The sequence below is a fragment of the Methanospirillum hungatei genome, assembly GCF_020216685.1.
Taxonomy (GTDB): Archaea; Halobacteriota; Methanomicrobia; order Methanomicrobiales; family Methanospirillaceae; genus Methanospirillum; species Methanospirillum hungatei_B.
Window position 1 is genome coordinate 1 of sequence record NZ_JAIWNS010000005.1, and the last position, 10,000, is coordinate 10,000.

Sequence of the window (10,000 nt, forward strand, 5' to 3'; positions counted from 1 at the left end):
TCTCCTCCGCTCGATCGTCGCCCCGGTCCTGGTCAGGATCGTATGGCCAAATGGCGACGTCTGATTATCCCAGTCCTGCATGACATCAGTCCTGACATGTGCTCCACGGGACTCCTCCCGAAGAAGTGCCGCGGTCACGATAAGCCGCGCGGTATCAATCATGTTCCTGGTCGTACAACAATCTATGAACCCCGATGGATCGACTGCTTTGAGTCTTTTTCTTGACAAGACATCGAGGGCGGCTCTTGTTTCCTCAAGTGCAGCCTTGTTTCTGAAAATTCCTGCTCCCTTCCACATGATCCGCTGCACTTCACCCTTCACCTGATCAGGAAGGATATCACCGCTGAGATATCCATCGAGCATCTGGACTGCAGAGGTGATCTGATCATCCGGTACCTCTCCTTCCCGGTGGGTATTTCTCCCTGCTGACGCCCCGGCCCGTGCCCCAAAGACCTGTGTCTCTGCAAGGGCATTTCCACCCAGACGGTTTGCGCCATGCACCCCTCCGGCAACCTCCCCACAGGCATACAACCCAGGAAGTGTGGTCTGACAGGAGGGATCAATCCGGAGACCACCCATGATATGATGCGCGGTCGGTGCGACTTCCATTGGTTCGATCCGGATGTCAACCCCGTACTTCAGGAACTGTTCAAGCATAACCGGCAGGCGCTCCTCAATGGTCCGGGCAGGAAGATGGGTGACGTCCAGCCATACACCCCCATGAGGAGTTCCTCTTCCCTGCATGATCTCGGTTGCACACGCACGTGCGACAACATCCCGGGTTGAGAGTTCCATCCGGTCAGGATCATACCTGGACATGAACCGCTCACCAAGGGAATTCTTGAGAACTCCCCCTTCTCCCCGCACCGCTTCAGTGACCAGCCGTCCCCGTGCATCCCAAGGGTATACCGCACCGGTCGGATGGAACTGCACCTGCTCCATATCGATCAGCTCTGCCCCGGCGCGCCATCCCATCGCATAGCCGTCACCGGTCCCGCTCATGGAGTTTGTTGAGATATCGTAGACCCGTGTCCCACCGCCGGTTGCAAGGACAGTGGCATCAGCAAGAAAGGTATAGAGCCTGCCTTTCCGGTCAAGCCCGAGGGCACCAATAACCCGGCCTTCAGAGATGAGCAGATCAAAGGCGGCAATCTCATGGCATACACGGACCGGTGTGTGTGCCAGCCGTTCCATCAACGTTACCATCATCTCATGTCCGGTCCGGTCTCCGGCATAACAGGTCCGTGGAAAACACTGGCCCCCGAAAGGCCGCTGACAGATCGTACATGAGTCAGTGACATCAAACACCGCGCCCCAGGAGATGAGATCCTGCATCCGGTCAGGGGCCTCTTCAGTCAGGACATGAACCAAATCCTGATCATTCAGGTATGCCCCGCCCTTCATGGTGTCAGCAAAGTGATCGGCGATAGTATCTGCCTCATTCATCACCGCATTATACCCGCCTTCAGCCATGATTGTGCACCCGCCTTTCCCGGCTATGGTCCGGGAAATAAGTACACAGGTCCCGTGTGCAGAGGCCTCGATGGCAGCACGGACTCCTGCACCTCCGCTCCCGATTACCAGAACATGGGATCGGATGATCTCCTGAATCTGCATTATATACACGTCACAATCAGAACGACTTTGATGTTTTGGTAAGACAATCTCCCCTCCAGCCACGCCTGCAGCATCCCTTTTGAGAAAAAAAGATCCATAGTAACGGAGAGTTGCACCTGCATGAAGCTCATCATGAAGTTTGGAGGCACTTCTGTCCAGAACGCTGAGTCAGTCAGAAGGGCTGTAGATATTGTATATGATCGATATTCCAGGCATGATCGTCTGGCAATTGTAATCTCTGCACGGCGGGGGGTTACTGACCGGCTGATCACCTGCGCAGAAGCTATGGTCACTTCACGGGATGCTGCTGAGGTTGCAGATCTCGTCGCATATCTGACTGAAGGGCACCTCTCAACCCTGAAAGAGGTAGCCCCGGACTTCTCCCCTGAAGTCAGCGGGATCATCACAAGGCGCATTGAGAACCTTCGTGATTTTCTCTATGCAGTCTACCATCTCAGGGAACTGACGGTCAGATCCCGTGATTATATCATCTCTTTTGGTGAGCGACTGAACGCACCGATAATCAGTGCCGCACTCCGCCAGCGGGGGATCCCGTCCATGGTCCTTGACGGATGTGAAGCAGGTATCCTTACGACAGAAAACCATGGAGATGCCATTGCTCTCCCGGCAGGTGAGGCGCGTATCAAAAGCCGCCTGGAACCGGTCATTGAACACTCTGTCCCGGTAATCACCGGGTTCATGGGCTGCACAGAGAAAGGAGTCGTTACCACGCTGGGCCGATCCGGGTCAGACTATTCGGCAACCATCATCGGCGCTGCTCTTGATGCTGATGAGATATGGATCTGGACCGACGTGGATGGGATCATGACCACCGATCCCCGCATGGTCCCTGAGGCACGGGTCATCCCCCGGATATCCTACATTGAGGTCATGGAACTCTCGTACTTTGGTGCCAAGGTCATGCACTCCCGATCCATTGAGCCGGCCATGCAGAAGGGGATCCCGGTGTGGGTAAAGAACACATTCAATCCCGGTTATCCGGGAACCGTCATTGAGGGCGGTGAGCAGAAGGACTCCAGGGTAGTGAAAGCTATCACCTATATAGACAAGGTTGCTGCCATCACCATCGCCGGGGCACAGATGGTTGGAAGACCCGGAGTTGCACGGCATATCTTCACGCTTCTTGCTGAACATCAGATCAATGTCATGATGATATCACAGGGATCATCTGAGGCAAATATCACCCTGATAATCGAAGCAAACCAGGTCAGAACCGCAATGGAGGCATTGGCACCCCTGAAGGAGCGGTGTGTGTTCAGGGATATCACGGCAAACGAGGATGTCTGTGCAGTGGCAGTTGTGGGATCAGGCATGGCCGGGATGGCAGGAACGGCAGGAAGGACATTCTCAGCCCTTGGGAAGGCAGGGATTAATGTGATGATGATCTCGCAGGGATCGTCAGAAGTGAACATTTCATTTGTCGTCCGCCAGCAGGACGGACCACGTGCAGTCAAGGTCCTTCATGACGAATTTAATCTCATGAATGAGGAGGTATGAGGATGGAACACGATGCGTACCGGGAAGCGGGTGTAGATATTGATCTTGAAGCAGCAGCCGTGAAAAGTCTCATCTCCGAACTGACCTTTAGGAGAACGGACCAGTTTGGCATGGCATCAGAGATCGGACATTTTGCAGGATTTATCTCATTTGGCAAGTATGTCCTGGCAATGGCGGTAGACGGCGTAGGGACAAAGATGCTGGTTGCCGATGCCGTACAGGACTGGTCCACGGTCGGTATTGACTGCATCGCGATGAATGTCAATGATCTGTACGTCATGAACCTTGAACCGGTGGCCTTCGTTGATTACATCGCAACTTCAGAACTCTCACAGGAGCAGATGCGGCAGATTGGAAAGGGACTCAATGAAGGAGCCAGGCAGGCAAACCTCTCCATCCTCGGCGGTGAGACAGCAACACTCAAGGGCCTTGTGACCGGGCTTGACCTTGCCGGGGCATGCCTTGGTATCCAGGAGAAAGAGAAGGTCATCACCGGATCTGCCATAACTCCAGGTGACTGTATGGTAGGCATTCCTTCTTCAGGAATTCATAGCAATGGCCTGACTCTTGCCCGCCGGATGGTCGAGCAGCATGGATCCTATTCTGATCGCCTGCCTTCCGGAGCAACACTGGGTGATGAACTCCTGCGACCAACCCGGATCTATGCAGATACCCTCCGGGTCTGCGCGGAGACTGAGGTTCATGGGATGTGTCATATCACCGGAGGAGGGCTCTTGAACCTGAACCGGCTTGGTGAGTTTGGGTATGTATTTGATGCACCACTTCCACCCCAGGAGATATTTGAGTGGATTGCAAAATCAGGTCAGATATCAGAACCTGAAATGTACCGGACCTTCAATATGGGGATGGGGTATGTGTTCATCCTTCCAAAAGCGGGAGTAAAAACCGTTCAGAAATATTTCCCTGATGCACAGATAGTTGGGCATATTACTTCCACACCAGGCATCAGTCTGAATGGAAAGAAGCTATTCTGATTCTGGACAATATGTCTCTTTTTTTTTTTTTTTTGAATAGATGAGCGCATTTCCGTGAGGATCCTGGATAATAAGCGTGATGCTCTCTTTCCCATCCCGGATGTTCATAATTCTCTCCTTCAGGGCAAGTGCTCTTCTCCGCTGCTCATCATCGCCGTCGATCAGAATCCCATCAAGGACCTTGTCAACTCTGAGCAGAACCCCTTCCACATTTGACACGAACCCTTCACAGGCCGGGCCGGGATTGATCTCCACCCCAAGTTCAGGGATGGTAATCGTTGCAGCACTACTCCTGACTACCCTGACCGAGAGGTCATCCTCACAGCACGCACAATAGATGTACCTGACCGGCTCATTCGTGCTGATATTCTGCACATCTGAAAACCGATACCCGCACTCAGGGCATGAACAGGTAATAATCAGTATATCGGAAAAATAGGGAATATTCTCCGTTTTATATGTCCAGTCAACCTCTTCCCCGCAGGCCGGACAGATCCCTCTGACGTCCTGTTCCAAGTTCAGGCACCGCCACCGATGCGGTCACGGGAGATTTTGACGTTTTTTGGTGTGATGATCACGTATTGCTGGTCACCAAGGCCGACAATATCCCCGTCAACATCACGGGCCACCTGGTAGAAGTCTTTCATGACCCGTTCGTAATTGATCTTGTCCATTTTCAGGCGGGTTATGTCAACAATAACAATATTCCCGTCATATACCTGATCTTTGACGATCTGACTTTCCCGCAGACCAGTAACCGTGGCGACCTTGACAAGAAGGGCTGGGTTTTCACTCAGTTCGTACTCTTTCAGAGTGAGATCTTTATATTCGTCCGGGGATGAGGTATCCTTGCTTCCGAAGAGAAGGTCGCGAAGTCCCATATAAGAACCTTTTCTGTCAGTTGTAATAAAGATACTGGTTTTTCAGGCCTGACAGGCGTCCTTTCCCTTTTCAGAACTCAAGATTCCAGATATCATCACCGACGTGATGCCAGGTCCGGGCAACCTTTCCTTTCTCCTGCGCGAGGAGGTCGGCGGCATCAAACAATGCTATCCCAAGAGCCAGTGGTTTTCCATGGCGCTCATCTACTATCTGAACTGGTTTTCCAGCGGTGACATCAGGGGTTACATCAACCACACCAGGTCGCATGATGTCGGCACCATTCACCACATAGGACACCGCCCCCATGTCAACCACGATACGCTTCTGGGGGAAGGGACGGCTTACCGCACCCCGCAGACTGGGGAATAAAATTCCATCCTTTTCAAGAATGACAGGCTCCTTATCGATCAGATAGAGATGGACATCCTGATTTGTCTCAATTATCTCGATATTTTTCCCCTCGAACTGATCTGCTCCATCCCCAATCTCTTCTCTGAGCCGTTCCAGTATGCCGCTCACCTGGGATTTTCGTATTGAATGTCTTCTTTTTGAGGTCAGTTTACCCATATGCTCTATAGTTAAGGCTACCTGAACTCCCATAAACAATACGCACCCCGGCTGATAGGTGGGATGACAGGTATGTTTATGAATCATCCCGGCGCAATTTATTCACTCATTTCGAGTAGTGCAGGGTATTGATATGACTAAAAGACCTATGGATATTTTAGATCAGGTCCTGAATCGCCAACCAGTACTGATATCCCTTAAAGGGGGCAGGGAAATCAAAGGAGTTCTCCAGGGATACGACGTCCACATGAACCTTGTGCTCGATAAAGCCGAGGAGATCGTGCAAGGACAGGCACAGAGTATCGGTACCCTGATTATTCGCGGCGATAATGTAATCTACATCTCCCCGAATCCCCAATAAGGAGGCAGAATAAATGTCAAAAGGAACACCATCACGAGGTAAACGACAGACTCAGACTCACCTGACCTGCAGAAGATGCGGTCGGATGTCCTATCACAAGCGTCATAAAATCTGCTCATCATGTGGATTTGGTCGCTCTACCCGCATGCGTTCTTACGGCTGGATCACCAAGCGGCCGAAAGTTGCAACCCATTAATCATGTGCGGGATCGTTGGCATAACAAGTTCTGCCGACGTCTCTTTTTCTCTTTATTATGCGTTATATGCTCTCCAGCACCGTGGTCAGGAGAGTGCGGGCATTGCCACATTTAACGGTTCAGGCCTGTGTAAACACAAAGGGAACGGTTTGGTCTCCGAAGTATTCAGTGAGCAGCTGCTCAGATCACTGGTCGGGACCGTGGGAATCGGGCATGTCAGATATCCAACCACCGGCGAGAACCGGCCCGAGAACATTCAGCCATTTTTATTCACATTTCGCGGGCATGTGATCGCACTGGCGCATAATGGGAACCTCGTGAATTATCGGGAACTTCGAACTCAGTTCGAGGACCGGGGACAGATCTTCTGGTCTACATCAGATACAGAGATCATCTCTAAGATAATTACCGAGTCAATCAGAAAAGGAGGCACTATCGAGGATGCGGTGAAGAAATGCATGGCCTGTCTGAAAGGATCCTACTCAGTGGTAATGCTCTACGACGGGGATCTCTATGCATTTCGTGACCCGCATGGTATCCGGCCACTCTGTTTTGGCAGAACAGAATCAGGGTACATGGTTGCTTCAGAGAGTGTTGCAATTGATGCCCTGAACGGAAAGTACGAACGGGATGTATTCCCTGGTGAGATGATCCATATCTCCGGGGATGAGATCAGGTTTAAACAGATAGCGGTAGCATCGCGGAAGGGACATTGCGTCTTTGAGTTTATCTATTTTGCACGGGCTGATTCCCGTATCGACGGATCTCTTGTGTATGATGTGCGCAGGAAGATCGGGGCGATGATATATGAGGAAAACCCGGTTCAGGCAGATGCTGTCTGCACGGTACCTGATTCGGGGACTGCATATGCGGTCGGTTTTTCTGAACGGTCCTCTATTCCTTTCATGGAATGCCTGATTAAAAACCGGTACATGGGACGGACTTTTATCATGCCGACCCAGGAGAAACGTGAACGGGCAGTCAGGATAAAACTCAATCCGATACCGGATCATCTCCGTGACCGGTCAATCATCCTGGTCGATGATTCCATCGTCAGAGGAACGACATCACGCCGGATTATTGAGACGATGCGGGATGCCGGGGCACGGGAGATACATATGAGGATAGGCTCGCCTATCATCAAGGCTCCGTGTTACCTGGGGGTTGACATGCCCACGAGGGCAGAACTTATCGGAAGCGACAAGGACGTCGATGAAGTCAGGAAGAGCATCACTGCTACCAGCCTTCATTATATATCCATTGAATCCCTGGTACGTGCCATCGGTCTCCCTCGTCATGACCTGTGTCTTGGATGCCTGACCGGATGTTACCCGGTTGAGATCAGGGATGAGCAGTCTGATGACCGGTGCATTACCATGGTGGACCGGGATGTACAGACATCCCTGTTCGAGAGATAATTTTTTTTAGTATCCGGACGGGCTGACATACGGTATACCTCATGAACACTTTACCAGGGAAGATGCACATGCAGCAATCAGCAGTGCAGGAAATATCTTTAGATTCTGTCAGGATATTCTGGCTTGACTACCATCTCATTATAGAGAGGCTGATGAGGATTTCTAATGGTTTTCAGAATTATCCAGAGATCCGTGAAGTCTGGGTGTTTGGCTCTTTTGCACAATTAAAAGCAGTCCCTGGGATTGATATCGATCTGCTCCTTGTTATTAACAAAAGTGAAAAAAGACTCATCGACAGGATAGAAAAGTACCAGGATATGTTCTCTGACATGGGAATGAGTGTCGATGTTTTTCCATACACTATTTCGGAATCTGATCTTCCTTTTGTACAGAATGCAAAGCGAACAGGGATATGCATCTATAATGTATCAGATGAGCAGGTTGGGACTCAGGGACTTAGACATCTTGAAGACGCTGCAAAAGGAAAAAGAAAACGCAACCAGTGACAATAAATCACTATTTTTGTGAATCGCATATTGAGTACAATCAGACTCTCTATCTACGAACTATCAAGTGATCTCACTGTGATTTCTTAGAGAGTACTGTGACATATACCATCCTTGTTAGTGACGAACTCGCGGAAGAAGGTATAGAAATTCTTCGCGAACATGCCATGGTGGATGTAAACACCGGGCTTTCTGAAGATGAACTGGTTGCAACCATTGAGAATTATGACGCGCTGCTTGTCAGGTCAGGCACCCAGGTGACCGAGCGGGTCATTGAGGCAGGCAAGAGACTCCGGTTTATCGGGCGTGCAGGGGCCGGGGTTGACAATATTGATATGAATGCTGCCACCCGTCGTGGCGTGATAGTTGCCAATGCTCCTGAAGGAAATACCCTGGCAGCAACCGAGCATACCATGGCCATGATGCAGTCACTCTGTCGGAATATCCCCCAGGCGAATGCATCCATGCAGGCAGGGGAATGGAAACGATCCAAATTCATGGGTGTTGAACTGAATGAAAAGACCCTCGGGATTGTCGGGCTTGGGCGTATCGGACGAGAGGTTGCAAAACGCGCATCATCATTTAACATGCATATCATTGGATATGACCCATTTATCTCTCCGGATAAAGCAGCGGAGATGGGCATCGAATCGATGTCTCTTGAGGCTCTCTTTACCAAAGCCGACATCATCACGGTTCATACCCCACTCATCAAAGAGACCCGGCATATCATCAATGAAAAGTCCATCGCCACGATGAAAGACGGGGTCCGGATTATTAACTGTGCCCGTGGAGGAATCATTGATGAAGCGGCATTGGCGGCGGCTGTGAAATCCGGAAAGGTAGCCGGGGCTGCTATCGATGTATTTGAAGAAGAGCCGCCAAAAGACTCTCCGCTCATCGGCATCCCAAATATCATAGTGACCCCCCATCTTGGGGCAAGTACGGTGGAAGCCCAGAAGAATGTGGCAATCTCCATAGCAAAGCAGTGTCTTGATGTTCTTGGTGGCGGTGATGCGAAATATGTCGTGAATGCGCCGATCATCCCATCCGAACAACATGAGATCATTGAGCCCTATGCAACCCTGGGAGAGCGGATAGGCCGGCTCATGATCCAGATCGTTGACGGGCGTGTCCAGAAACTGGAGATGATCTATGGCGGGGATCTTGCTGCACTCGGGCAGTCGACGAAACTTATCACCCATATGGCGATCAAGGGACTGCTCGATCCTATCCTCCGGTTCCCGGTTAATATGGTAAATGCCGCGTACATTGCCAAGGACAGAGGTATTGCCGTTTCTGAGACAACAACCGGCGAGTCTGCAGGGTATAAAAATCTCCTCACCATGAAGGTAACCACTGATAGTTCTGAACTGGTGATCGCCGGATCAGTTCTGTATAAGGGTGGCGCGAGGATAGTGTCAATTGCAGGGTACACCATGGACATGGTCCCCGAAGGAGCGGTTATCATCTCACGGCATCTTGACCGTCCGGGAGTTATTGGCAGGGCATCCACCATCCTTGGTGAACATCAGATCAATATTGCCGGGATGCAGGTCGGCAGATTCCAGCCAGGTGAGGAAGCAATCATGGTCCTGAATGTTGATGGGGATGTTCCGGAAGAAGTGATGGAAGCGATCCGTGGTATGCCGGGTATCTACTCAGCTAAATTTGCCAGGATCTAATCTTTTTTTCAAGTCCAGATCAAAATCTATAAATGGACAGGAAGGCTACATTGTAAGGCACAACCGGGGGCTCGTGGTCTAGCTGGTTATGACGTCGCCTTGACATGGCGGAGATCCTGAGTTCGAATCTCAGCGAGCCCATCTTTTTTCGATACTTTTTTTTAGTTGCAGGAAGAGGGATAACTATGTCTATCAATTTGAGAATTCTGAAAAGTGTTATCATATTAATTATTTTAGGATTGATCGTGTCATTTG

The 10,000-nt window shown here is 50.8% G+C and carries 11 protein-coding genes and 1 tRNA gene; 8 read left to right on the forward strand and 4 right to left on the reverse strand.

All coding sequences use genetic code 11. From position 1 onward, the window contains the following. Positions 1-1,617: fumarate reductase (CoM/CoB) subunit TfrA (gene tfrA, locus LDL35_RS00260; RefSeq protein WP_304018327.1), on the reverse strand; the 1,617-nt coding region annotated here is incomplete at its 3' end. 120 nt (positions 1,618-1,737) lie between these two features. Between tfrA and LDL35_RS00265 the strand changes: the two genes are divergently transcribed. Both LDL35_RS00265 and purM read left to right on the forward strand, forming a co-directional pair. Then, the gene (locus tag LDL35_RS00265; RefSeq protein WP_304018328.1) at positions 1,738-3,135 is read left to right on the forward strand and encodes an aspartate kinase; all 1,398 of its coding nucleotides are present in this window, start codon (positions 1,738-1,740) and stop codon (positions 3,133-3,135) included. 2 nt (positions 3,136-3,137) lie between these two features. Continuing rightward, on the forward strand, positions 3,138-4,130 hold the full coding sequence (gene purM / locus LDL35_RS00270) for a phosphoribosylformylglycinamidine cyclo-ligase (RefSeq protein ID WP_304018337.1): 993 nt from the start codon (positions 3,138-3,140) through the stop codon (positions 4,128-4,130). Here purM and LDL35_RS00275 read toward each other — a convergent pair. The 3 genes from LDL35_RS00275 to LDL35_RS00285 form a co-directional block, all read right to left on the reverse strand. Then, on the reverse strand, positions 4,122-4,646 hold the full coding sequence (locus tag LDL35_RS00275; protein ID WP_304018330.1) for a ZPR1 zinc finger domain-containing protein: 525 nt from the start codon (positions 4,644-4,646) through the stop codon (positions 4,122-4,124). The genes purM and LDL35_RS00275 overlap by 9 nt on opposite strands. A gap of 2 nt (positions 4,647-4,648) precedes the next feature. Beyond that, complete coding sequence (sepF, locus tag LDL35_RS00280; protein ID WP_011449995.1) at positions 4,649-5,011, reverse strand: cell division protein SepF; 363 nt, start codon at positions 5,009-5,011, stop codon at positions 4,649-4,651. Positions 5,012-5,081: 70 nt separating this feature from the next. Further along, positions 5,082-5,579 (reverse strand): RNA-binding protein, encoded by a 498-nt coding sequence (locus tag LDL35_RS00285; protein ID WP_304018339.1) that lies wholly within the window; start codon positions 5,577-5,579, stop codon positions 5,082-5,084. A gap of 133 nt (positions 5,580-5,712) precedes the next feature. Between LDL35_RS00285 and LDL35_RS00290 the strand changes: the two genes are divergently transcribed. The 6 genes from LDL35_RS00290 (at position 5,713) to LDL35_RS00315 (ending at position 9,886) form a co-directional block, all read left to right on the forward strand. Then, positions 5,713-5,940, forward strand: a complete 228-nt coding sequence (locus LDL35_RS00290) for an LSM domain-containing protein (RefSeq protein ID WP_048067628.1) — start codon at positions 5,713-5,715, stop codon at positions 5,938-5,940. 13 nt (positions 5,941-5,953) lie between these two features. Continuing rightward, positions 5,954-6,136 carry a 50S ribosomal protein L37e gene (locus tag LDL35_RS00295; RefSeq protein ID WP_011449998.1) on the forward strand — a complete coding sequence of 61 codons (183 nt, stop codon included), beginning with the start codon at positions 5,954-5,956 and terminating at the stop codon, positions 6,134-6,136. Between the two features lie 2 nt (positions 6,137-6,138). Continuing rightward, positions 6,139-7,554, forward strand: a complete 1,416-nt coding sequence (purF, locus tag LDL35_RS00300) for an amidophosphoribosyltransferase (RefSeq protein ID WP_304018334.1) — start codon at positions 6,139-6,141, stop codon at positions 7,552-7,554. A 41-nt stretch (positions 7,555-7,595) separates the two neighbouring features. Further along, a complete protein-coding gene (locus tag LDL35_RS00305; RefSeq protein ID WP_304018335.1) occupies positions 7,596-8,060 on the forward strand; it encodes a nucleotidyltransferase domain-containing protein in 465 nt (154 codons plus the stop codon). 98 nt (positions 8,061-8,158) lie between these two features. Beyond that, positions 8,159-9,745 (forward strand): phosphoglycerate dehydrogenase, encoded by a 1,587-nt coding sequence (serA, locus tag LDL35_RS00310; protein ID WP_304018336.1) that lies wholly within the window; start codon positions 8,159-8,161, stop codon positions 9,743-9,745. Between the two features lie 67 nt (positions 9,746-9,812). Continuing rightward, positions 9,813-9,886 (forward strand) — tRNA-Val (locus LDL35_RS00315). Positions 9,887-10,000: the final 114 nt, after the last annotated feature.

What these genes read in the sequence shown, in the direction of transcription:
- LDL35_RS00265 (WP_304018328.1), top strand. Translation starts at nt 1,738, where the DNA reads ATGAAGCTCATCATGAAGTTTGGAGGCACTTCTGTCCAGAACGCTGAG.
- purM (WP_304018337.1), top strand. Translation starts at nt 3,138, where the DNA reads ATGGAACACGATGCGTACCGGGAAGCGGGTGTAGATATTGATCTTGAA.
- sepF (WP_011449995.1), bottom strand. Translation starts at nt 5,011, where the DNA reads ATGGGACTTCGCGACCTTCTCTTCGGAAGCAAGGATACCTCATCCCCG.
- LDL35_RS00285 (WP_304018339.1), bottom strand. Translation starts at nt 5,579, where the DNA reads ATGGGTAAACTGACCTCAAAAAGAAGACATTCAATACGAAAATCCCAG.
- LDL35_RS00290 (WP_048067628.1), top strand. Translation starts at nt 5,713, where the DNA reads ATGACTAAAAGACCTATGGATATTTTAGATCAGGTCCTGAATCGCCAA.
- LDL35_RS00295 (WP_011449998.1), top strand. Translation starts at nt 5,954, where the DNA reads ATGTCAAAAGGAACACCATCACGAGGTAAACGACAGACTCAGACTCAC.
- purF (WP_304018334.1), top strand. Translation starts at nt 6,139, where the DNA reads ATGTGCGGGATCGTTGGCATAACAAGTTCTGCCGACGTCTCTTTTTCT.
- LDL35_RS00305 (WP_304018335.1), top strand. Translation starts at nt 7,596, where the DNA reads ATGAACACTTTACCAGGGAAGATGCACATGCAGCAATCAGCAGTGCAG.